Origin of the sequence: Paenibacillus rhizoplanae (assembly GCF_042684125.1) — a bacterium.
In the GTDB taxonomy this organism is placed as follows: domain Bacteria; phylum Bacillota; class Bacilli; order Paenibacillales; family Paenibacillaceae; genus Paenibacillus_AQ; species Paenibacillus_AQ rhizoplanae.
Genome location: NZ_JBHUKY010000008.1, coordinates 66055 through 87036 on the forward strand (window position 1 = coordinate 66055; position 20982 = coordinate 87036).

The 20982-nt window shown below is 50.6% G+C and carries 19 protein-coding genes, 1 tRNA gene and 1 pseudogene; 20 read left to right on the forward strand and 1 reads right to left on the reverse strand.

The window, feature by feature from the left end; all coding sequences use genetic code 11:
- Positions 1–82 precede the first annotated feature (82 nt).
- The 3 genes and pseudogenes from ACFSX3_RS02410 to ACFSX3_RS02420 all read left to right on the forward strand — a co-directional run bounded on the left by ACFSX3_RS02410 (position 83) and on the right by ACFSX3_RS02420 (position 2789).
- Positions 83–1534, forward strand: coding sequence for a DEAD/DEAH box helicase (locus ACFSX3_RS02410; protein WP_209991117.1), 1452 nt, complete (start codon positions 83–85; stop codon positions 1532–1534).
- Between the two features lie 195 nt (positions 1535–1729).
- Positions 1730–2386, forward strand: a pseudogene (gene catA / locus ACFSX3_RS02415) (type A chloramphenicol O-acetyltransferase).
- 4 nt (positions 2387–2390) lie between these two features.
- Positions 2391–2789 (forward strand): hypothetical protein, encoded by a 399-nt coding sequence (locus tag ACFSX3_RS02420; RefSeq protein WP_209991116.1) that lies wholly within the window; start codon positions 2391–2393, stop codon positions 2787–2789.
- A 92-nt stretch (positions 2790–2881) separates the two neighbouring features.
- Here the strand turns inward: ACFSX3_RS02420 and ACFSX3_RS02425 are convergent, their stop codons facing one another.
- Positions 2882–4597, reverse strand: a complete 1716-nt coding sequence (locus ACFSX3_RS02425; RefSeq protein ID WP_209991114.1) for an ABC transporter ATP-binding protein — start codon at positions 4595–4597, stop codon at positions 2882–2884.
- A gap of 219 nt (positions 4598–4816) precedes the next feature.
- Here ACFSX3_RS02425 and ACFSX3_RS02430 point away from each other — a divergent pair, with 219 nt between their 5' ends.
- The 17 genes from ACFSX3_RS02430 to ACFSX3_RS02510 all read left to right on the forward strand — a co-directional run bounded on the left by ACFSX3_RS02430 (position 4817) and on the right by ACFSX3_RS02510 (position 20925).
- Entirely contained in the window at positions 4817–4921 is a 105-nt protein-coding gene (locus ACFSX3_RS02430; RefSeq protein ID WP_209991112.1) for a YjcZ family sporulation protein, read from the forward strand.
- Between the two features lie 192 nt (positions 4922–5113).
- Positions 5114–6343, forward strand: a complete 1230-nt coding sequence (locus ACFSX3_RS02435; RefSeq protein ID WP_209991110.1) for a CynX/NimT family MFS transporter — start codon at positions 5114–5116, stop codon at positions 6341–6343.
- A gap of 153 nt (positions 6344–6496) precedes the next feature.
- Positions 6497–7516, forward strand: coding sequence for an ABC transporter substrate-binding protein (locus tag ACFSX3_RS02440; protein WP_209991108.1), 1020 nt, complete (start codon positions 6497–6499; stop codon positions 7514–7516).
- A gap of 125 nt (positions 7517–7641) precedes the next feature.
- Positions 7642–9243 (forward strand): helix-turn-helix domain-containing protein, encoded by a 1602-nt coding sequence (locus ACFSX3_RS02445; protein ID WP_379256871.1) that lies wholly within the window; start codon positions 7642–7644, stop codon positions 9241–9243.
- Positions 9244–9320: 77 nt separating this feature from the next.
- Positions 9321–9404, forward strand: a tRNA-Leu gene (locus tag ACFSX3_RS02450).
- A gap of 415 nt (positions 9405–9819) precedes the next feature.
- The gene (locus ACFSX3_RS02455; RefSeq protein ID WP_076078321.1) at positions 9820–10065 is read left to right on the forward strand and encodes an acyl carrier protein; all 246 of its coding nucleotides are present in this window, start codon (positions 9820–9822) and stop codon (positions 10063–10065) included.
- A gap of 13 nt (positions 10066–10078) precedes the next feature.
- Positions 10079–11407 (forward strand): hypothetical protein, encoded by a 1329-nt coding sequence (locus ACFSX3_RS02460; RefSeq protein WP_209991106.1) that lies wholly within the window; start codon positions 10079–10081, stop codon positions 11405–11407.
- 33 nt (positions 11408–11440) lie between these two features.
- Positions 11441–12550, forward strand: a complete 1110-nt coding sequence (locus ACFSX3_RS02465; protein WP_209991105.1) for a hypothetical protein — start codon at positions 11441–11443, stop codon at positions 12548–12550.
- A complete protein-coding gene (locus tag ACFSX3_RS02470) occupies positions 12504–13682 on the forward strand; it encodes a radical SAM protein (RefSeq protein WP_209991103.1) in 1179 nt (392 codons plus the stop codon). Before ACFSX3_RS02465 ends, ACFSX3_RS02470 begins: the two co-directional genes overlap by 47 nt.
- Before the next feature lie 29 nt (positions 13683–13711).
- Positions 13712–14572, forward strand: coding sequence for a hypothetical protein (locus ACFSX3_RS02475; RefSeq protein ID WP_209991101.1), 861 nt, complete (start codon positions 13712–13714; stop codon positions 14570–14572).
- Positions 14569–15483, forward strand: coding sequence for an FkbM family methyltransferase (locus ACFSX3_RS02480; RefSeq protein ID WP_209991099.1), 915 nt, complete (start codon positions 14569–14571; stop codon positions 15481–15483). Before ACFSX3_RS02475 ends, ACFSX3_RS02480 begins: the two co-directional genes overlap by 4 nt.
- Before the next feature lie 10 nt (positions 15484–15493).
- Complete coding sequence (locus ACFSX3_RS02485) at positions 15494–16477, forward strand: ABC transporter ATP-binding protein (protein ID WP_209991229.1); 984 nt, start codon at positions 15494–15496, stop codon at positions 16475–16477.
- Positions 16474–17277 (forward strand): ABC transporter permease, encoded by an 804-nt coding sequence (locus ACFSX3_RS02490; protein WP_209991096.1) that lies wholly within the window; start codon positions 16474–16476, stop codon positions 17275–17277. The genes ACFSX3_RS02485 and ACFSX3_RS02490 overlap by 4 nt, the downstream gene beginning before the upstream one ends.
- A 9-nt stretch (positions 17278–17286) precedes the next feature.
- Positions 17287–18090 (forward strand): ABC transporter permease, encoded by an 804-nt coding sequence (locus tag ACFSX3_RS02495; RefSeq protein WP_209991095.1) that lies wholly within the window; start codon positions 17287–17289, stop codon positions 18088–18090.
- Positions 18091–18117: 27 nt separating this feature from the next.
- Positions 18118–19176 carry a Gfo/Idh/MocA family protein gene (locus ACFSX3_RS02500; RefSeq protein WP_209991093.1) on the forward strand — a complete coding sequence of 353 codons (1059 nt, stop codon included), beginning with the start codon at positions 18118–18120 and terminating at the stop codon, positions 19174–19176.
- Positions 19166–19420 carry an acyl carrier protein gene (locus tag ACFSX3_RS02505; RefSeq protein ID WP_209991091.1) on the forward strand — a complete coding sequence of 85 codons (255 nt, stop codon included), beginning with the start codon at positions 19166–19168 and terminating at the stop codon, positions 19418–19420. The genes ACFSX3_RS02500 and ACFSX3_RS02505 overlap by 11 nt, the downstream gene beginning before the upstream one ends.
- Entirely contained in the window at positions 19414–20925 is a 1512-nt protein-coding gene (locus tag ACFSX3_RS02510; RefSeq protein ID WP_209991089.1) for a discoidin domain-containing protein, read from the forward strand. The genes ACFSX3_RS02505 and ACFSX3_RS02510 overlap by 7 nt, the downstream gene beginning before the upstream one ends.
- Positions 20926–20982: the final 57 nt, after the last annotated feature.

The window sequence follows — 20982 nt, forward strand, 5'->3', positions numbered from 1 at the left end:
ATGGAATAATGCGTAAGATGGATGGAACGCGGGAGACCCCGCCTGAACCGGAACAATCGGCATAGAAGAGGTAGAATATAATATGAGTGAAGTACAAGTACAGTTTAGTGATTATGGTCTGAGTGAGGAGATTACCCGTGCGCTGGAGGTTCTGAAGTACGTGGACCCTACGGAGGTGCAGCGGAAGGTGATTCCGGTGGCGCTGAAGGCGCGCGATCTGATCGTCAAGTCGCAGACCGGCAGCGGCAAAACCGCAGCATTCGCCATCCCGCTCTGCGAGCTGGCCGATTGGGCGGAGAACAAACCCCAGGCGCTGGTGCTGACACCGACCCGGGAGCTGGCCCAGCAGGTGAGAGAGGATATTACGAACATCGGGCGCTTCAAACGGATCAAGGCGGTAGCGCTGTTCGGCAAGCAGCCTTTTGCCCCGCAGAAGATCGAGCTGACCCAGAAGACGCATGTGGTTGTAGGCACGCCGGGCCGTGTATTCGACCATATCGAGCGCGGGACGCTGAATCTTAGCCGGATACAATATCTGGTGATCGACGAAGCGGACGAAATGCTCAGCATGGGCTTCATCGAGCAGATTGAGAAGATCATCAAGCAGTTGCCTAAGGAGCGTGTAACGATGCTGTTCTCGGCTACGCTGCCGGATGTGATCAAGAATCTGTGCCGGAAGTATATGACGGACCCGGTGGATATTGAGATTGAAGCCAGCGGAATTACGACAGCGTCGATTGAACATGCTCTGATTGAAGTTGTACAAGCTGCCAAGTTCGGGCTGCTCAGCGACCTGCTGACGGTGGAGAATCCGGATAGCTGCATTATCTTCTGCCGGACCCAGGAGCAGGTGAATGCCCTCTTCCGCGGGATGGCCGACCTCGAATATCCGGTGGACAAGATCCACGGCGGCATGGAGCAGGACGAGCGGTTTGAGGTGATGAATGCTTTTAAGCGGGGCCAGTTCCGTTATCTGATCGCCACCGACGTTGCAGCCAGAGGGATTGATATCGAGAACATCACCCATGTCATTAACTACGATATCCCGCTGGAAAAAGAGAGCTACGTCCACCGCACCGGCCGGACCGCCCGTGCAGGCAAAAGCGGCAAAGCGATCACCTTCGTTACGCCGAATGAACATAAATGGGTCAGGGAGATCGAAGGCTATATCGGCTTCAGCCTGCCGGTCATGAAGGCTCCTTCGGATGATGCCGTGGTTTATGCCAAACCGGCATTCGATCTGAAGCTGGGCAAGCAGCAGGTCCGCAAAGCCGGCAAAACCGAGGTCATGAACCAGGACATCATGAAGCTCTATTTCAACGGCGGCAAGAAAAAGAAGCTCCGCGCGGTCGATTTCGTCGGCACCATTGCCAAGCTTGAGGGCATTTCGGCTGAGGACATCGGGATCATCAGCATCCAGGATAACGTCACCTACGTAGATATTCTGAACGGCAAGGGATCACTTGTGCTGCAGGCGATGAAGGAGACAACCGTGAAGGGCAAGCTGCTGAAGTGCCATATCGCTAAAAAATAAGCCGGAGCTGGTGCTAGTGCAGCCGGGTTTCGAACGCTGTCACACGGGCAACAAGGCCGGGGTGGCAGCGTTTTTTGAAATAGTGATGTATGATACAATAATATGAACTCTTTTTAAAGGATGGACTTTATATGAAAAAGTCAGACAAGTCTGCCTCCTAAATTCGTTTACACAAACATTTAGGAGGCAGAGCCAATGAAATTTAATCCGCTTGACAGGGATAACTGGAAGAGACAAGAGATCTTTACTCATTACCTGAACCAGGGTACGACCTTTAGCATGACAGCAGAAATTGAGATTAGCAGTTTATACCGCAAGATAAAACAACAAGAATATAAGCTGTATCCTGCCCTGCTATTCTTGCTGACCTGTGTGGTCAACTCCAATACTGCATTCAGAATGGGGTATAATAGTTCAGGGGAATTAGGGTACTGGGACAAGCTTGACCCGCTGTATACGATTGCTGACAGTGTCTCTGAATCCTTCTCGGCGATTTGGACGGCTGGTACGAAGGATTTCCAAGCGTTCCACGATTCTTACCTGTCGGATGTGGAGCATTATAAGGATTCCGGGCGATTGTTCCCCAAGACACCGATACCTGAGCATACCTTTTCTGTATCTATGATTCCGTGGACTTCCTTTACCGGATTCAACCTGAATATCAGCAATAACGGGAATTACCTTCTGCCCATTATTACCGCAGGGAAATTCACGACCACAGGCGATTCCATATACCTGCCGCTGTCATTGTAGGTCCATCACGCTGTCTGTGACGGCTATCATGCAGGATGGTTCATGAATGAGGTTCAGGCAATGGCAGACCGTGCTGAGGAATGGATTGGTGGAGGTTGATAATTTGGCAACATTACAAGACTATTATGAGAATGATAAATCTTTGAATATGGAATTTGTCTATCGTGATGAGAAACTTGACCAGGGCTGTAAGTTTATCGTTGCTAATACAGAGAATAGAAGCATAGTTGTAAGTGATGTAGGATGGACGAATTTTACATTAAATAAATTCGTTGAAATGCTTAATCATTTCCCAATGGATATATATAATGGTTATTTTTCGCATTATGACGAATCCTTTGAATGGACATGGACCCGACAATCTGATCCAGCGTTGTTCCTAATTACTGTTTTTACTGCGGGCAGTGAATTTTCTTACACCAGCAGTATTCAAGAGATTAAAACCTTTGGTGCTGCGATTATTGAGGAAATTAAGAGAGCACCACAATTTGAATCTAAATAAAGAAACCTTCCGGGATGCGCCCTTGGCCGCATTCCGGAAGGTTTTTCATTTGAGACTGCCAGACTTGTTCACTCCGGCATCAATAAAAGTGCCTAAGCATTATACTGCGCCTGATACAGGCGGCTGTAAGTGCCTCCGGCATTGACCAGCTCCTCGTGGCGGCCCTCCTCGGAGATGCCGTCCTCGCTTACAACAACGATCCGGTCAGCGTTCTTGATCGTCGTCAGGCGGTGCGCGATGACGAGTGTAGTCCGGCCCACGGACAGGTCGGCCAGTGATTGCTGAATCGCCGCTTCCGTCTCGGTATCGAGCGCCGAGGTGGCTTCATCCAGAATCAGAATCGGCGGATTCTTCAGGAACATCCGGGCAATTGCCAGGCGCTGCTTCTGTCCGCCGGACAGCTTGACGCCGCGTTCGCCGATCACAGTGTCCATACCATTCGGCAGGCTGTTAATCAGCTCCTCCAGCCGGGCCTGACGGGCAGCCTGCCAGATCTCCGGCAGCTCTGCATCAAGCTTGCCGTAGGCAATATTCTCGCGGATCGTGCCGGAGAAGAGGAATACATCCTGCTGCACGATCCCGATCTGCTTGCGCAGCGAGCTGAGCTTCATATCGCGGATGTCGATCCCGTCGATGGAGATCGCGCCGCCGGTCACATCGTAGAACCGGGGGAGCAGGCTGCAGATGGTTGTTTTCCCCGCACCGGAAGGTCCGACGAAGGCAATCGTCTCACCGGCGTTAACGTTCAGGCTAATATCCTCCAGCACCTTGCGGTTGTCTTCATAGCCGAAGCTGACCTTGCTGAAGCTGATATCCCCGCGAAGCGGGCCAACCTCTACGGCATCCGGTTTGTCGGCGATATCCGGCTCGGTATCAATGACTTCCAGATAACGTTTGAAGCCGGCAATCCCCTTCGGATAACTCTCAATAACCGCATTGATCTTCTCAATCGGGCGGAAGAAGACATTAGACAGCAGAATGAAAGCGACAAATTCCCCGATTTCCAGCTCTCCCTTGATGAAGAACCACGCTCCGCAGACCATCACTACGATGGTGATCAGACGGGTCATCATATAGCTGACCGACGAGCTTTTGGCCATCAATTTGTACGCCATCAGCTTGGTCTCACGGAACTTCTGGTTGTCCACGGCGAATAGCTCTTTCTCGAATTCTTCATTGGCAAAAGACTGAACCACGCGGATTCCGCCGACATTATCTTCAATCCGGGCATTGAAGTTCCCGACGTTGCCGAACAGACGGTGATAGGTCTCAGTCATGCTGCGTCCGAAGTGGATAATGACCCAGGCCATAATCGGCACGATGATGAACGTGATCACGGCCAGCTGGAGATTGATATCGGCCATCAGCACAAATGCGCCGACCAGCGTCATGACGGCAATGAACACATCCTCCGGCCCGTGATGCGCGACTTCCCCGATATCGTTCAGGTCATTGGTAATTCTGCCGAGCAGATGACCTGTTTTGTTGTTGTCGAAGAACCGGAAGCTGAGCTTCTGGATATGATCGAACATTTTTTTGCGCATATTGGTTTCAATATTAATGCCCAGCATATGCCCCCAGTAGGTAACCACATAGTTCATGGCTGTATTAAGCGCATAAATCCCGAGCAGAACCACGCAGGCAATCAGAATCAGCGGCCAGTCCTGACCCGGCAGGAGATCATCAATAAATTTATTGACAGCCACCGGAAAAGCAAGCTCCAGCAGACCGGCACCCACCGCACAGGTGAAATCAAGGATAAACAGCTTCTTGTAGGGACGGTAATAGGAGAAAAAACGACGCAGCATCTCTTGTTCACTCTTTTCTGTAATATGTTATGTATCTGGTTATTGAGATTGATTCTCAACAGAACCTATGTTTAGGATACTAAAGCGGGTCACACGTTTTGTCAACGGTGAGAACATTTAAATTAGAAATATACTGGGGAATTCATTGCCATTTAACCCATACCAAGAACATTTTTAATACATATTTTAACAGAATCCAGACATAAAGGAGGAGTTAACATGAGCGAAAATATTGGGGGATACGGCGGAGCTTTCACTTCGACTGGAGCGATTCTGGTTCTGTTCATCCTGCTCGTAATCATCACTAAATCCTTCTGTCTCTAATTCTGTTTCACCTGCTGCCCTGCCGCCGGCCCTGAGACCGGCGGTTTTCTTCTGCCTAGGAGGCTGCTCCGGCAAGCGATATGGTATAATGAAATAATGCGCCTTGGTTGAAGGGCGTAATACATATAGCGGCTGTATCGCCTGACAAGCTCGTGGCTTGACAGGTGTTTTGCTGCGACCTGGAGGTACAACATGAAGCTCGGCCGTGAAAATCATAGGAAAAGCCCAGCCTTATCCTCATCTGCTGCGGATGTCCGCAGCCGCTGGATGCTCGTCACCGGAATCATCTGTGTGGCCGCCGCGCTGCGCGCCCCGTTCACCTCCGTCGGACCTCTGCTGGAGATGATCCGTGATGACCTCGGCTTATCGAATACCCTGGCCGGAGCCATCACGACCTTGCCGTTGTTGGCCTTTGCGCTTCTGTCCCCCTTCGCTCCGCAGCTTGCCCGCAGGCTGGGACTTCCCAATATCCTGATGCTGGCCATGCTGACGCTGTCGATGGGGATTCTGGTCCGTTCGGCTTCCGGGACGGTCACTTTCTTTGCGGGTACGGCAATGATCGGCCTGTCGATTGCCGTCTGCAATGTGCTGCTCCCGGGATTGATCAAGGGGAAGTTCCCGCACCGCATCGGCCTGATGACCGGAGTGTATACCGTTTCCATGAATATATGCGCAGCGGCAGCTTCCGGGGTAAGTGTTCCCTTGGCAACCTCTGCGGGTCTGGGGTGGAGGGGAACCCTGGCCCTTTGGTTTGTGATCGCTGCTCTGGCAACGATCTTCTGGATTCCGCAGATGAAGAGTCTCGGCCAGAGCAGTGCAGGCGCCGTCCGCTCTTCGGCCGTGCGGATCTGGCGCTCCCCGCTCGCTTGGCAGGTCACGCTGTTCATGGGGCTTCAGTCGTTGCTCTATTATGTTCTGATCTCCTGGTTTTCGGTGATTCTCGGTGAGCGGGGGATGACACCGGGCCATGCGGGGTGGATTCTTTCGCTGATGCAGCTGGCCCAGCTGCCGTTCACTTTCTTCGTACCGCTCTGGGCCGGACGGATGAAAAATCAACGCCTGCTGGTAGTCATTACTTTCGTTCTGTTCATCATCGGTATCCTTGGGGTCTGGCTGGGCCGCACAGAATTAATGGCGTTATGGGCCATCTGTATTGGAATAGGCGGCGGTTTTGCTTTTGGCTTGGCGATGATGTTCTTCAGCCTGCGCACCCGGACAGTGCAGGAAGCAAGCGAGCTGTCAGGCATGGCCCAGTCAGCCGGATATTTGCTGGCAGCGGCGGGACCCGCATTGTTCGGCCTGCTGCATGATGCTGCGGGCAGCTGGAATGCACCGCTGGCGCTGCTTGCGGGAGCATGCGTGCTGCTGTTCGTGGCCGGCATGGGGGCGGGACGCGACAGATATGTGGGAGACCGGTTGTGAACGAGGGGCCCCGTCAGCTTGACGGGGCCCACTATACGTTTGTATAAGATTTTTGCAGAGAAAGTGCATTGAAAGCTGGTCAGAACATGCTACGATGTGATTAAGTCATTGAGAATGATAATCAATGAAATTAGACACAGGAGTGAAGCGGAAATGACAAGCTGGGGTCGGAAATGTATTGGGACAGTCGTACTTATAGTGGCAATGTCAGCTGTAGTGGCTTGCGGAAATAATAAGGCTGCGGACGGCAACGCCGTGCAGACAGGGAATAAGACGGAGCAGGCGGCAGCAGCCAGTGCAGCTCCTGCGGAGACTGGGAAGAAGCCATCCTCAGAAGGGGCAACCCGTACGATTGCCGGGGAATTCGGCGAGGTCGAAATTCCCGTGAACCCCCAGCGGGTGGCAGCGATCTATCTGGAAGACTATCTGAAGGCACTGGGCGTTACTCCGGTGGTGCAGTGGTACCATCCAAGCTGGGGCAAGCAGGATTATCTGAATCTGGATGTGCCTGAATTTGATATCAGCGGCAGTATAGAAGCGCTTCTGGACAAGAATCCGGATCTGATCATTGCCGATGGCGGTGTGGATGCCGCTAAGTATGAGCAGTATTCCCTGGTCGCCCCAACCTACCGCCTGCCGGAGAGCGTATTGCAGGATTCAAGGCTAATCCTTACAGCGGTCGCAGACGCGCTGGGTATTCCTGAGAAGGGAAAGGCTGTACTGGCCGAATATGACCAGAAGGTGGCAGATGGAAAGGCCGCGCTGCAGCAGGCACTGGGACAGGAGAAGGTGGCTGTGATCCGGCTTAATGTGGCGGACAAAACCGTTGCTCTTTTTGGAGTCAAAAACCGCTTTACCGGTGTACTCTATAATCAATTCGGTCTGACACCTGTTCCCATGGCTGCTGAGATGACGGAATTCCAGTCGATTATCTCAGAAGAAGTGATCCCAGAGCTTCAAGCGGATCATATTATTGTATTCCCTGACAACGGGGAGTGGGATACTGCGGCCAACCAGGAGGCGATTCGGATTCTCGATGGCCCATTGTGGAAGAACCTGCCTGCGGTGAAGAACGGAAACATCTACAGAATGGAGCGTTCCCACTGGCAGTCCGGTGCCATTACGGCCAATCTGATGAAGCTGGATGATCTGTTGAAGGCCTTCGTGAAATAGTATTCCGTACAAGCTGCTGTTTATAGGGTAAAAGCGAAAAGAGGATCTATCAGCAGGTTGATAGATCCTCTTTTTTGTTTTACACTTAGAACTGATGATAATGATTCTCAATCAGGAGGGGTAGAATGGCGGAACATATGCAGGCAAGCACCGGAAGAACGCTGCTCTACAGCCTGATTAACATAGAAGCGGTTACCCGGTCACCCGGGGGAAATGAACCGGTCGCTGTATATCAAGAGCATGTATTAATCATTGTGTCGGCAGGAGCGGGCTGGCTCAAGGCAGATCATTGGCGTTATCCTTTGGAGAAAGGTGCCGGATTTCTGATCGAAGCCGGGTCGGTAAACAGAATCCAGGCCGGAGAGCAGGGGATCAGCTTTTACCAGCTCTCCTTTGAAGTCATCCGCAGAGGACACAGCAATCATGGCGGATTGGACAAGCTGTCTGGAGAGGGCCTGCTCGTGCCGGGACTTCTTAACTGCAGGCCCTACTCACAGTGTGCCCTGCTGCTGGATTCCATATATTATAGCTGCCGGCGCCCGGAGGATATGGAATGGTTTGCGGCCCAAACCCGTTTTCAGGAGCTGCTGCTGCTGATTATACGGGCGAATGCCCCGGCGATGAAGACCAAGGATGACCGCGAGGCGGTAGAGCGTTCGATCCGTTATATGGAGGAGCATTTCAGTGAGGCCTTATCCGTCGAACAGCTGGCGGAGATTGCCGGGATTGGCCGTGTGCGTTATACGCAGCTGTTCAAAGAAATTACCGGCCAGATTCCCCTGGAGCACTTGAACAGTCTGCGGATTGAGCAGGCGCAGCAGCAGCTGCTGCTGACCGGGGACCGTCTGCATGAGGTTGCACTGGCTGCCGGGTACAGCAACGAATACTATTTTAACCGGAGGTTCAAGGCAACGGTTGGGGTCACTCCGGGTCAATACAGAAGTCTTCATCAGGAAGGAGTCCGTGTATTTGCGCCATTTCTGGAGGATTACCTGGTGGCCTTAGGGGTTATGCCAGTGGCGCAGTATTGTCATGCCCAGTGGGGCAAGCAGGAGTACCTGGGTCTCGATCAGGTTCCGGCGTTTGATATTTCGGGCGGAGACTGGCAGGGGCTCACCCGGTATAGACCGGACCTGATTATGCTGGATGACGGCTTCCAGCGCTGGCAGCTGGGAGAATGCCGCCAGGTGGCTCCATTGTTCCGGCTGCCGTTCCATCAGGAGGACTGGCGGGCCACATTGCGCTCGGCGGCAGCGGTCTTCGGCAGGACCGGCCGTGTGCAGGAGGTCATCAGCGATTATGAGCAGCTGGCCCGGCAGGCCAAACGTCAGCTCAGCCGCAGCATCCGGGGACAGACGGTGGCACTGCTGCGGATTTCTGCCCATGGCGTTGCCCTGTATGGCAGTGAGAATCTGGGATACTCCGCCCATGTTCTACACGAGGATCTCGGGCTGCAGCGGCATCCCGCCGTCCAGTATCTTACCCGAGGACAGAAGCGTGTCAATCTGACCCATGACGAGCTTGCAGGCTTGACCGCAGATCATTTGTTCATTACGTTTGACCTTCAGGAAGGGGAGAGCCGGGAACTGCTGGAGACACAGCTCTGGAGAAGTCTGCCTGCTGTACGCAACCGCTGCGTGTACGAGGTGGATTTCATGGCCTGGATGAATTACGGTGTCCTGTCGCATCAGCGAAAGATCGCGGATGTGCTGAAGGTACTGGCTTGAAAATTAAAGCTTGCAATTCCGCTCCAAAGAGAGTATATTCTTAATTACGGTGATTGAATCACTGCAATACATAATATGCGGTCATGGCGGAATTGGCAGACGCGCTGGCTTCAGGTGCCAGTGATAGCAATATCGTGGAGGTTCGAGTCCTCTTGACCGCATCATATTTTACAAAACAGGTTCTTGCTTGGCATTTATGCCGCAGGAACCTGTTTTTGTTTGGCTATTTTCATTTGGATATCTTTAAGTGGTTTATACCCCGCTTAAACAGCGGAGAGGACGGAACGAATGTGGAAAAGCGGCAGCGGTCGCCTTGGTCTCCGGATTTTCACCGCTAAGGGGAATTCAAAAAATCTGGAGACCACAGCGATTGGAACATCGGTCCGTTCACGCAGCGTCCACCCAAGCACCAAAGTTGATCCTACTCAAAACTGAAATCTCTCCACTGTAATCATTCCAATAAAAATCCTATACATATCATAAAAATGTGAGTTAGAAGCCGGAACCCTGAGGTTGTATCATAACTAGTAAGCAATGCTGCTTATTTAAAATTCATGATGCGAGGAGAACGGTGATATGCAGGATACCATTGTGCGGATCTTGAGTGAAATTAAGAACAATCCAGAGCTGTTGCTCACTGCCACTGAAGCCACCGATATTGTGAATGAGGTAGGTCTGGATTCCCTGCAGATGATTAATTTCATTCTCCGGATCGAAGACGAATTTGAAATTGAGTTTGATTTTGATCACTTTGCCTATGAGGATTTCCAGTCGATCGGGGATTTCATGGGGTTCATCACAGCGACGCAAACTGCTTCTTAAGGAGGCTTCATGGATGAAGTCAACCGTGGTTCTAGGCACCTTTGATTCTGAAGCGTGGTGGCGGAGTCCGCATGGATCTATGCTTCCTTCTATGAACAGCAGCCAAGCTGTGACGATGGGCATGGATGAATTGTTGTTTCCGTTATGTAAGGAGCAGGACATTCTGTTCACCCGGCAGCCCATGGACGAGCATCTTAGAAGCTATTTATCGCTGCTCGGCTATACCTTCACCCCTATTCATTGCAGAAATCCCGTTCATGCGGATGACTACAGGCTGCATGTGTTTGATCTTCTAATGGCTGATGCAGGCTACTACCAGCAGCTACTCCCGCAAGATGCTATAATCTCTCCCTATTCTATTCTTTCTGATGCCAATGAGGTAGTGCGCAGGTTCAGTTTTGGTAATCATTTTCCCTCCTTAGATACAGTTCGAGCAGTGAATTCAAAGACCTATTCTCATGAACTAAGACAAAGATTGGGCATTCGCAATAGTTCCTCGATAGCGGAAAGTGCTGAGGAACTGCTGACCTATGGCCTTCTGCTGCTACGGACCGGACAAGTGCTGGTGAAGGACCCGCTGGGTGTCTCAGGCAAAGGCAATATGTTAATTTCAAGCGAGAGAATGCTGAAGAGAATTGCCGCCTATCTGCTAGAGCAAGAGAGTAGGGGCAAACAAACACAGTTCATTATCGAACCCCTGCTTGATAAAAAGGAGGATTTCTCCTGTCAGCTGTTCATTACAGAGCAGGGGGATGTGCAGTACATCTCTGTTCAACAAATGGTAAACGAATCCTTCTCCTATTCAGGCTCTTATCCCGCCGATCCCGGGTTCATTGAGATGCTCTGGAAAAACAATTATTTCAGCATCATGGAAGAAGCCTGCAAGGACCTGTTCGAGACAGGCTATCACGGCGAGGTATGTATAGATTCCATGCTGCTGGCAAGCGGTGAATTGGTGCCCATCGTTGAGATTAATGCCAGAAAATCCATGGGGCTGATTAATCATCATATCAATCAATATGTCCGGCAGTATTCCTTGTTCAGCTTTTTGACCTTTATCCCGGCAGGCTGCGCTGCGGAAGTGACCATGCTGCAGGTTCTGGAGGTTCTAAGAGCAGGCGGATTGTTGTTTACGCAAGAGAACAGGCAAGGAATTATACCGCTGGGTGCAAACACGCTGTTCGGCTCCGGCAATACCGCATTTGCTGACGCGGAGTCTGAATGGAAGAAGGGGAAGCTTTATGTAGCTGCTCCCTATGCCTCTGATGTCAGTGAAGCATTCACGCTAATCCAGCGGGTGAAGGACGTCTTGAAGTCTCTAACCATTAAGGTTTATAACTGACCAGTCTTGATCGTAAAAAAAGGGAGCTGACAAATGATTACCATTTTATGCTCATCTGTCGCATTGGGAGTCTATACGCCCGCAGTCCTGTTACGTGACGAGCTAAGCAGGTCATATGAGGCCGATCTGGAAGTGCTGGAGAGCCTGTATACGCCCGAAACGAGACTGAAATTAACCGAAAATAAAAAGGTTTTCTCTACGAGATTTGAAGTAGCCAAGCTGGGTCACAGAATGATCAGGGATATCACACCGAATCTGGACCCGCAGCTGGTAACCCGGCTTTTAGGCAAGTGGGCGGAAGAGAACCGGAGGGTGTTTATGGTTTTCTCGGGATTCTGGATGCCCGTTCTGGAAGAGTACGCGAAGAGTTACCGCAAGGATGTGCATGTCGAGCTAATTCATATGGATGCGGTCATATCTCCATCGTGGAAGCTGTATTCCAACAATATCCGGAATGATCTGTTTACGGTGAACGATGTCTGGTTTTTTGACGGGGCGGCTGGGCGGGTGAATTACAGTATTTCCATGGGTCATGCTGCCCCGAAGGACTATAAGGAACGTGACCACTGGTTCGTTGTCCATGGCGGCGGCTGGGGAATGGGGACCTACAAGGAGACGGCAGCAGAGCTGAATCACTCCCTGGATTTGAATATCGTCATTCATAGGCTGGCGGATGATCAGGCTTATGGAGCCGGCCACCGTTATTACATGGTGAAGCCGGGCTGGTCGCCCTGGATGAAGAACGAAGAGCATGAATATACCCTGCCGCCGTTCGGTGAAGTGATTAATAATTCCTTTAACGAGGATACCAGGGTGAAGCATAGCTTCTATCAGCTGATCTGTAACTCGAAGGCGATTATCAGCAAGCCGGGGGGAGGGACCCTGCTGGATTCGCTGGAATCCTTCACGCCGGTTATTTTCCTGGAGCCGCTGGGTGAGCATGAAGCCTGCAATGCGGAGCTATGGGAGCGGCTGGGTTTTGGCATAAGGTATGAGCGCTGGATGAGTATGGGTTGTCCGCTTGAGGTGCTGGAGACATGCAGTGAGAACCTGAGAAGCTATAAAACTCAAGTATTACATTACGGGAGGTGTTTTGATGAGACAGCCGCAAACATCCGTAGTTCTGGACCGGGATTCCTTTGAGCGCCTGAAAAAAACCATTAAGCATATGTCGGTCACGCATAAGCAGGTTCATCTCAATCCTGCGTATTCCACGAATCTTCCGGTCGAGGTCGGGCTTAAATTAACCAATGGCTGTAATCTGCGCTGCAAGCATTGCTTTGAATGGAACGCTGAGGGGTATCACCGGGATTTGGGCAGAGCCGAGCAACGGGAAGAGCTTGATTTCGCTGTGATTGAAAAAGTGTTCCGGCAAACCAAAGAAACGAACGCCAATATGTTCCTTTGGGGAGGAGAACCTCTGTATTACAGCCGGTTCAATGAGCTGGCCGACCTGCTGGAGCAGGACCCCAGATGGACGGTGTTATGTACCAACGGTATTCAAATCATCGAGAAGCTGGATTCCATCCTCAAAATGTCCAAAAGTCTGGTCTGTCTGATCAGCCTGGAAGGCTTCGAAGCAGAGAATGATGCGATCCGGGGAAAGGGTACCTTCAAGAAGGTGATGGCGGGCATTGATAAGCTGCTGGAGCTGGAGAAGGAGGGCATCTACCAGGGGAAAATCTCCATCCATCTGACGATCAGCGATGTCATGATTGATAAGCTGTATGATTTTGTGGAGTTTTTTGAGAATAAGGGAATTGACTCGGTGTATATTACTTTCCCGTGGTATTTGCCGGATGAGGTATCGAATAATATGGACCGCTATTTCAACGAGCATTTCAAGTGGCTGGCGGATGACCTGGAGGAAGGGCACCGCAACAGCTGGCATTCGTTTAAATATAAAATTTCGCCAGACAGGATCGATTCGCTGCTTGCGCAGATGGAGAAGATTAACCAGCGAACCTGGAACTTAAGAACACGGTATCAGCCAGCGCTTGAACTACATGAGGTACGGGACTTTGTACTCGGTTCAGAGAAGCCTGCCCAGAATAAAACGCAATGCTTGTCGATCCGCACCAGACTGGATGTGCTGGCTGACGGTGAAGTCAGTGCCTGCAAATTATTTCCGGAGTTCTCCCTGGGGAATCTGGGGGATCAGGATCTTAAAGATATTTGGGACGGCGATAATTTCGAAAGGGTCCGGGAAACCCTGAAATGCGGCCTGATGCCGGTATGCTCCAAATGCATTCTGCTGTATCTTCACGGAAAATAAGAATGGAGGCTATCACGAAGAATTCCGCTGTGAGCCGCAAACTGCTGGATTGGACGGTTCCCTTTGGTCCTTATGATTGTTTGTTGAATGCGGTTACATTGTGGCTGTCTGTTCATCATGCTGATCCGAATCCGCTGTACAGGTATAATTTCTCCATTAATTATTATGCAGGCTATGACTGGTTCGACAGTACGGTGCCGGTGAATGAACTGTTCAGCTTCATCCGGCACGCCTATGGGGTTGAAGGGAAGCCTTGCCGTTTAGACTCGGTGGATCGCGGAGAGATGTATCTGCTGCCGGTGGATGCCTATTATGTGCCTTACATGAAGGAATTCTACGGGAAGGGCCATATGCTGCATTATGTGCTGGCTGAAGCGGCAGACGATCAGAGCCTGAGAGTTACAGATCCTTATTTCGCAACAAGCCTATTGGCAGACAGAACTTGCGTGGAGCAGGCATGGCGCACCTTCAGTGAACCGGTTATGGAAATTAGCCCGCCCCTCAGCCTAAATCCTGACCTGAACGCTATCCGGCCTTACTTAACTACACAGCCCTATGAAGAGTTACTCACCAGTACCTTTGCCCAAATTGCGGAACGGATCATGGATGTTGGAGCTTATAGGGGGCCGGAGAATTTAATGGATAACCCTGTGTTCAAACAACGGTTTGGCTGCATCCGCACGATTGCTCTATCGCGGTTAAGGCATTTCGGCACCTGCAGTACGATGGATGTTGCTCACCTCGGATCAGCCTGGAGGAAGCTTGAAGTGAGCTTTATGAAGATGACTATAAGCGTGGACAGAGGGGTAACGGCTACCGTGAAGCAGCTGAAGCAGCTTGCGGAGGATGAGCTGGCTTATTTACATTCCTATGCAACAGGAGGCCGATGATGCCGGAAGAAACCAGGTACGAGCAGATCCAGCGGATGTTCTGGGAGAAGAGGGTCGAGGCGGTCCAATTGCTTAGACGGGCGCTTAAAGAGCAGGTGGAGCAGATTGAAATTCATCAAGCTGAGACCCGGATCAGGCTGACGGACGGGAGACGGTTTGTGTGGGATACCGGGCACTTGAACAGTCTTGGTTTTCTCATGCGGGATGGATTTGTGGAGCGCGAAGAGAGCCGGTTATTGTCCGTACTGATCCGTGAAGGATTTGAAGTATTGGATATCGGGGCGAATTATGGGTGGTATTCCACGCTATTCGCACAAGCGGTAGGGCAGAGCGGCAGAGTTCATAGCTTCGAGCCGGTAAGCCCCACCTTCGCTGAACTGTCAAGAAACATCCAATTAAACAACCTGCAGAATGTAATTCTCAATCAGGTTGCGCTGTCTGACTATAACGGGGAAGCAGAGATCTATCTGCCTGTACGAAGCGGATCGGAGGATGCTGCGTTAATCATTGACCCGGCCTTACAGCATGAGACCTACCGTTGCCGGGTGCAGACGCTGGATACGTACATTGAGCAGCAGCAGATCAGCCATATTGACCTGATCAAAGCCGACATTGAAGGCGGCGAATTAAAAGCATTCAAGGGAATGGAACAGTATTTGCAGCAGCATCATGAGAAGCCCCTGCTCATGCTGGAAGCGACAGAGGTTCTGGCTTTACGGTTCGGAAATTCGATCAGTGACCTGTTCCGGTTTTTGAAGGGATATCAGTATCAGCTCTTTCAACTGGCGGCAGAGGAGCTTGTTGAGCTGGATAGCGCTGCGGAAGTGCAGGCACAGAATATATTTTGTCTGCAGCCGGAGCATATCAGGAGGTACAGTCCGTTCATCAGATTGATAACCATTGCAAAGTAGGGATGCCGGTATGGTCATTCATGTGGATCAATTAAGCAAGTCCTTTGACTACTACAAAAAAGAAACGGGAATCAGAAACTCGGTCAAGAATCTGTTCCATAGGGAGAAATTAACCAAGGATGCTGTGAACAAGGTCTCGTTCGATATTAACGAAGGCGAGATGGTTGCGTTTCTGGGTCCGAACGGAGCAGGCAAAACCACTACTTTGAAAATGCTCTCCGGCATCCTGTATCCGAGCGGCGGCAGTGCGGAGGTGCTGGGCTACACGCCCTGGGACAGGAAAAATGACTTCAAGAAGCAATTTTCCATTGTTATGGGCCAGAAAAACCAGCTATGGCTGGATTTGCCGGCAAGCGATTCCCTGTATCTGAACAAATGTATTTATGAAATCAGCGATCAGAAGTATAAGGATACACTTGACGAGTTAGTGACGCTGATGGATGTGAAGCACCTGCTGCATGTACAGGTCCGAAGGCTGTCCCTGGGTGAGCGGATGAAGATGGAGCTGATCGCTGCGTTGCTGCACCGGCCCCGGATTATTTTTCTGGATGAGCCGACGATTGGCCTGGATCTGGTGTCACAGAAGAACATCCGCGAGTTCCTCAAGGCTTATAATCATGAATTCCGCACAACGCTGCTGCTTACGAGCCACTATATGAAGGATATTGAAGACCTGTGTAAGCGGACTATCGTGATCAATCAGGGCAAGCTGGTGTATGACGGGGAGATCCGCAAGATCAACGAGGTCATGAATGAGAAAAAACGGATGAAGCTGACCTTCTCGGCCATCGTCGAGCGGAAGGATCTGGCCGTTATGGGTTCTATCAAAGAATATAGCGGACATGAGGTCATTCTCGAAGTGGAGCGTACGAAGTTCAAGGAGTATTCCAGAATGGCCATGGATCACTTTCCCGTCATTGATCTGAATCTGGAGGACATTCCGCTGGAGGAAGCCATTGCACGTTTATATGAACAGCCGGAGCCGCAGGGATGAACAATAAATTTGCCGTCAGCTTCTCGCTGGGAATCCAGAACTCCATGGAATACCGCTTCAACTTTTTTATGGGTTTTGCCAGTCTCTTTTTCCCGATCTTCATCCAGCTCTTCCTGTGGAAGGCGGTCTATAGCCATGCCTCCAACATGAACTTATATGGCTATACCTACCGCCAGATGATCGTCTATACCATCGTAGCTGCCCTGATCTCACGGCTGGTGGCTACGGGTCTGGAATATGACATTAACCATGATATCAAGAGCGGGGGGCTCAATAAATATCTGGTGCGGCCGATCGGTTATTTTCCTTATAAAATATGTGTCTACCTTGGCGGGAAGGTCCTCTCGTTTGCCCTTACGTTAATCATGCTGCTGGGCGTGGTACTGTTCATGGTTTATTACTTCAAGGCGCCAATCAGCGTATCGCGTATCCTGGTTTTTGGTGTCGTGCTTATACTGGCGGTGGTGCTTAATTTCATGATCTCCTTCTCGGTCAGTGCGATTGCGTTCTGGTTAACCGATGTTTCTTATTTTTTTCATGTTACAGCGTTATTGATTCAGATTTTTAGCGGCGGGATTTTCCCGCTCGATATTTTTGGAGCGACATGGCTGGCTGTCTTCGACTACCTGCCATTCAAGTATACGATCTACATGCCGGTGAATGTAATCAATGGCAAGCTAACCCTGCTTCAGGCGCTGCATGTGATAGAGCTGCAACTGTTATGGATTGGACTCCTTCTGTTGCTTACGCGTTATATCTGGACAGTGGCGATCAAGAAATATATTGCCGTAGGGGGTTAAGGGAACCCGATGCTTAGATCACTCCGGAAGTACGGTTTCATATACAGCTTGTTCATCAAAAATTCCCTGATGTCCCAAATGGAGTATCGGGTGAATTTCCTGATGGGCCTGCTGGTGGAGACCTCCTATCTGTTCGCCAAGTTCCTGTATGTGATTATTGTCTATGAGGCAGGCTTAACGCTGGATGGCGTGCCCATTGATGCGATATTGCTGTTTATTGGCACTTATACCTTGATGACGGGGTTATATTGGGGACTGTTTGCTATCAACTTCGTGCAGATCCCGGAGCATGTAAGAACGGGGTCACTCGATCTTTTGTTAACGAAGCCGATTTCCCTGCAATTTATGATGACGTTACGGAATGTTGACTTTGGCCTGGCGATTCCGAATGTGCTGGGCGGCGTGACCATGATTGTGGTGGGCTGGAGAAGACTGGGGCTTCCGGCCGATGCCGCTTCAATAGGCGGGTTCATCTTCTTCCTCGTGCTGGGGCTGTTCGTGACCTACACCCTGTTCCTGATCCCGCAGTTATTATCGTTCTGGTTCATTCAGATTGCTGCTGTCAATGACATCTCCAACGGCCTGTTCGAGCTGAATAACATGCCAATGATGATCTACTCCAAATGGATTCAGCGTATAGGGGTATTTGTTGTCCCTGTTCTATTGATTACTAACTTCTCACCCTTATTCGTGCTGGACCGGTTACATCCGGGCCTCTTCCTCTGGGCCATTCTGTCTCCCATTCTACTGCTGGGAATCACGAGATGGATCTGGTCCAAAGCGATTCGTAATTACAACAGCTCAGGCGGCTAGATATCCGGAATCACAGGAGGTAAGGATATGAATACTCAGAAGCCATATCGGATTGGAATTTTGGGCTGCTCCACAATCGCTCCGTTCTCGATCATTAATCCGGTCAGGGAGCTTGATCAATTTGTAACGTATGGTGTAGCGTCGCGTGATTTGGACCGGTCTACAGCCTATGCGCTGAAGCATCAGATTCCGCATGTTTTTGAAAGCTACGATCAGCTGCTGGCGTCGGCGGACATTGATGTGGTCTATATTCCGTTATCCAATTTCCTGCATAAGGAATGGACGCTGAGGGCGATTGAGGCTGGCAAGCATGTCTTGATTGAAAAACCGATGGCCTTGCATGCCGATGAGGTGCTGCTCATCAATGAACGGGCGAAGGAGCAGGGTGTGCATGTCCTGGAAGCGCTAATGGTCCAGCATCATTCGTGGCAGCAGGATATAACGGACATGATTGCAGCGGAAACCTACGGCAAACTCAAGAAGATCAAAACCCGGATCTCCTTTGAAATTCTGCAAAGCAACTACAGCGCGGATAATTACCGGTTCAAGCCGGAATACGGCGGCGGCTGCTTCATTGACGAATGCTCGTATTGGCTGCAGTTTATCCAAAAGGTCATCGGCTTGAAGCCGCAGACACTGGACGGATTCTCGACCTTCTCAGGCATCAATCAATGCGACTGGACCTTTCATGCGGCGCTGAAATATGAGGGGGGAGTCGAGGCAGAGTTCCTGGGTTCCTTTGAAATGCCGAACAATGCCACCCACTGGCTGGAGTTTGAGCGGGCAAGGGTAAGGATCAGCGGCTTTTTCAAGCCTTGCTATGGGGATTACAAGATCATCATTCAGGTTGAACATACGGAAGAGGGAACAACTGACAAGCTTGTGTACTCTCCGCAAAATTACTATGTGAACCAGCTCCGGTTCTTGGCTGAGGTTCTTGAAGGCACCAAAGAGAATATCCCTTTATCCGAATCCTATGAACGAGTGGCAACTATGAACGCCATCTATGAGATGGCCAGGAACAAGCATGCCGGGCAGCCTACCCTGGAAGATAGACCGGACGGGGAGGTAGTGAATGTTGGATGACCGAGAACAGAAGCTGCGTATGCTACTCGCTCAATTGCCCGGCGGTCCTCCCCGCTTGAAGAATGCAGATATGGACGCGGACTTGCGAAGTTATGGCATGGATTCTTTGTTGTTTATTCATTTTGCGGTGGTCCTGGAAGAGCATTTCTCAATAGAGGTAAGCCCGGAATTTCTCGATATAGATAAACTGTACAGTCTTCAGAAGTGGAGAGAATATATTGATTCACAGGATCTTGTATGCTAGTAGCCCTGGAGATGGACTATTTCAGCGAGGGCTACCGGACCATGCACTCCAATTGTGTGGATTTGCCTATGGCGGGTGCTGCGGGCTTTCATCAGTATGAGAATTATTTCTACTATACCTTCCTGTATGCCGTCATGATGAATTGGGGAGAGGCAGCGGACGGGGACTGGGTGGCCTCCAGACGCAGCATTCTTAACAAGCTCGGCTTGACCCTTAAGGTGACTGAGGTCCTGGATGCTGTTGGGCTGCTGTCTGCGATTCGCATGAACATTGATCAGCAGTGCCCGGTCGTGTTGATTGCCAACTATAACGATCTGTTTTTTTTGAGCCAATACGGGACGGTCGTTGACGATCATGCCGTGTTAATTACAGAATATGATTCAGCCAGACGACTGATCGTGATCCGGGAGAATCAGCTGAACAAGGAGGTAACCTTGAATGTGATGAAGGGGGAGCCTTTTTTCAAGCTGCAGCTGACCGAGGAGATGATAGCGGATATCTGGAATAAATCCAATGCTTCTTTTAAGGAGATCAGGAATTATTGTTATAACAAGCTGTTCAGCGTAGCGAAAATAGGCGAACCGGAGGTTCACAGCTATCTGGAGCTGGTTGAGGATTTCCTGGAGTGTTATAAGAACCGTTCCAGTCATTTAATAGAGGCCGTGGAACGGTTCAACGACAATGTCTCTCGTATGGAGGGACTCAATGACGCAAATGCCGTAGCGGTTGAATTTGAAACCATGCGCAGGAGTTATCACGGCTCGGCGATCATCATGTTTGATATTTTTGAGAAGGCGCTGCCCTGGTTATCCGCTCATGAAGAATGGGGGCAGATATTCGGCGGATTCCGGGATCAATATATCAAATTCAGATACCATCTGATCTCCAGTCTCCATGCGGATACGCTGAGACGGAAGCTGATGCTGCCGGATAGAATTCTTCAGCTTACAGAGGAGATTAGACAACTGGATACGGAACTGTTCTCTCTGCTCAGTAAGCTGCTCGCCCATCATCATAAGGAGCAGGAATCTCACAATGCCGCACAGGCTTGGACGAATTATGCGGCTTGTGCTGAAGTATCGGCGGATAGTGAGTACAGCCTTGACCCGGAGACCGTCTGTCATGCCAGCCAGGCGGTGAATGGCAGGCGGGAGAATTGGGTCACGGATTCCTGGCATTCGGACACCGCCCAGCCTGTCCATTGGCTGCTGTTGGATCTGCTGAAGCGCAGAGATCTTCTGAGATTTGTGATCAGGCATTCGCCTGCCCCCGGCTATATCACGATGAATTATGAGCTTCAGGGCAGCAACGACACAGAGCAATGGGAGCAGATAGCGGCTGTACGGAATAATGAGTCGGTCTTAACCGCGCATGAGACTGACGGCTGTTCGTTCAGATACATCAGACTATATATTACTTATCCGGCCCAGAATGATTTTCAGGCGCGGATCTATGAGCTTGAAGTGTGGGGACTGCCTGATATCACTCAAGCCTCAAAAATCTGATATGATTCAAAAAAAAGTAGGATATCCTTCCATTTGGCCTGCTGGATATAATAATAC

Excerpts from the sequence above, each read along its gene's own strand:
- ACFSX3_RS02480 (WP_209991099.1), top strand. The coding sequence starts at position 14,569 with ATGATGCCGGAAGAAACCAGGTACGAGCAGATCCAGCGGATGTTCTGG.
- ACFSX3_RS02435 (WP_209991110.1), top strand. The coding sequence starts at position 5,114 with ATGAAGCTCGGCCGTGAAAATCATAGGAAAAGCCCAGCCTTATCCTCA.
- ACFSX3_RS02505 (WP_209991091.1), top strand. The coding sequence starts at position 19,166 with ATGTTGGATGACCGAGAACAGAAGCTGCGTATGCTACTCGCTCAATTG.
- ACFSX3_RS02425 (WP_209991114.1), bottom strand. The coding sequence starts at position 4,597 with ATGCTGCGTCGTTTTTTCTCCTATTACCGTCCCTACAAGAAGCTGTTT.
- ACFSX3_RS02485 (WP_209991229.1), top strand. The coding sequence starts at position 15,494 with ATGGTCATTCATGTGGATCAATTAAGCAAGTCCTTTGACTACTACAAA.
- ACFSX3_RS02510 (WP_209991089.1), top strand. The coding sequence starts at position 19,414 with ATGCTAGTAGCCCTGGAGATGGACTATTTCAGCGAGGGCTACCGGACC.
- ACFSX3_RS02455 (WP_076078321.1), top strand. The coding sequence starts at position 9,820 with ATGCAGGATACCATTGTGCGGATCTTGAGTGAAATTAAGAACAATCCA.
- ACFSX3_RS02490 (WP_209991096.1), top strand. The coding sequence starts at position 16,474 with ATGAACAATAAATTTGCCGTCAGCTTCTCGCTGGGAATCCAGAACTCC.
- ACFSX3_RS02440 (WP_209991108.1), top strand. The coding sequence starts at position 6,497 with ATGACAAGCTGGGGTCGGAAATGTATTGGGACAGTCGTACTTATAGTG.
- ACFSX3_RS02495 (WP_209991095.1), top strand. The coding sequence starts at position 17,287 with ATGCTTAGATCACTCCGGAAGTACGGTTTCATATACAGCTTGTTCATC.
- ACFSX3_RS02465 (WP_209991105.1), top strand. The coding sequence starts at position 11,441 with ATGATTACCATTTTATGCTCATCTGTCGCATTGGGAGTCTATACGCCC.
- ACFSX3_RS02445 (WP_379256871.1), top strand. The coding sequence starts at position 7,642 with ATGGCGGAACATATGCAGGCAAGCACCGGAAGAACGCTGCTCTACAGC.
- ACFSX3_RS02500 (WP_209991093.1), top strand. The coding sequence starts at position 18,118 with ATGAATACTCAGAAGCCATATCGGATTGGAATTTTGGGCTGCTCCACA.
- ACFSX3_RS02470 (WP_209991103.1), top strand. The coding sequence starts at position 12,504 with ATGAGACAGCCGCAAACATCCGTAGTTCTGGACCGGGATTCCTTTGAG.
- ACFSX3_RS02460 (WP_209991106.1), top strand. The coding sequence starts at position 10,079 with ATGAAGTCAACCGTGGTTCTAGGCACCTTTGATTCTGAAGCGTGGTGG.
- ACFSX3_RS02410 (WP_209991117.1), top strand. The coding sequence starts at position 83 with ATGAGTGAAGTACAAGTACAGTTTAGTGATTATGGTCTGAGTGAGGAG.
- ACFSX3_RS02430 (WP_209991112.1), top strand. The coding sequence starts at position 4,817 with ATGAGCGAAAATATTGGGGGATACGGCGGAGCTTTCACTTCGACTGGA.